The sequence below is a fragment of the Streptomyces longispororuber genome, from assembly GCF_014656095.1.
GTDB classification, from domain to species: domain Bacteria; phylum Actinomycetota; class Actinomycetes; order Streptomycetales; family Streptomycetaceae; genus Streptomyces; species Streptomyces longispororuber.
On sequence record NZ_BNBT01000319.1, the window covers coordinates 1 to 1,454 of the forward strand.

Here is a 1,454-nt window from a genome sequence, read left to right on the forward strand (position 1 = left end):
CCGGTGGTGCATCCGCACAACGCCGCCTACGTGATGTACACCTCCGGCTCCACCGGCACCCCGAAGGGTGTCGTGGTCAGCCACGCCAATGTCGTCAACGGTGTCCTGCGTCTGGCCGAGCGCATCGGTGTGGACGCGGACACGCGGATGTTCGCCAACACCTCGGTCAACTTCGACGTGTCGGTCTTCGAGGTCGTCACCACCCTCGCCCAGGGCGGCACCATCGACGTCGTGCGCGATGCCCTGGTCCTGGCCGAACGCCAGGAAGTAGCAGCCGGCGTCATCCACACCGTGCCCTCGGTCTTCGCCGAACTCGGCGAGCGCCTGCCCGCCCTGCCCAACCTGAAGAGCCTGGTCTTCGCCGGGGAGGCCCTGCCCGCCCCGCTGGTGCACCGCATCCGCCAGGCCCTGCCCGGTGTGCGGGTGGTCAACGCCTACGGCCAGACCGAGTCCTTCTACGCCTCGGCCTACGCCATCGAGGCCGGCACGCGGTGGCAGGCGAGCGACAACACCCCCATCGGCACCCCCCTGGGCAACCTGCGCACCTACATCCTGGGTACCGGCCTGGCGCCCCTGCCCCCGGGCGTGGTCGGCGAACTCTACGTCGCGGGCAACATCGCCCGCGGCTACCACGGCCAGGCCGCGCTGAGCGCCGAACGGTTCGTCGCCGACCCCTACGGCCCCGCGGGTGAGCGCATGTACCGCACCGGGGACCTGGCCCGCTGGAACGCGGACGGGCAGATCGAATACGCCGGCCGCGCCGATGACCAGATCAAGATCCGTGGTGTGCGGGTGGAGCCCGCCGAGATCGAGGCCGCCCTGGCCACCCACCCGGCCGTCGGCCAGGCCGTGGTCATCCCCCACGACAAGGCGGGCGACAAGCAGCTCGTCGCCTACGTGGTGCCCGACCTGGACGGCACCGAGTACACCGAGGAGTCGGCCAAGCAGGTCGATGAGTGGGAGCAGATCTACGACGAGGTCTACTCCGCCACCGGCACCCAGTGGGGTGAGGACTTCACCGGCTGGAACTCCAGCTACACCGGCGAGGAAATCCCGCTGGAGGAGATGCGCCACTGGCGGGATGCGGCCGTCGCGCAGATCCTGCGCACCGGCCCGCGCCGCATCCTGGAACTGGGCGTGGGCTCCGGTCTGCTCATGGGCCACCTCCTCAACGACGACAACATCGAGGAATACTGGGCCACCGACCTGTCCTCCCAGGTCATCAACCGCCTCACCCACGAGGTCCAGCAAGCCGGCTTCGCCGACAAGGTCACCCTGCGCCACCAGACCGCCGACGACACCACCGGCCTGCCCCCCGGCCACTTCGACACCGTCGTCCTCAACTCCGTCATCCAGTACTTCCCCCACGCCGCCTACCTCGACGACGTCCTCGCCAAAGCCCTCGACCTCCTCGCCCCCGGCGGCCGCATCATCGTCGGCGACGTCCGCAACGC

Annotated in this window: 1 protein-coding gene; it reads left to right on the top strand. The window is 69.8% G+C overall.

The annotated features are described in order from the left end of the window. Positions 1-1,454, top strand: a 1,454-nt coding sequence (locus IE330_RS38415) for an AMP-binding protein (protein ID WP_190140806.1), incomplete at both ends; no start/stop codon positions are given.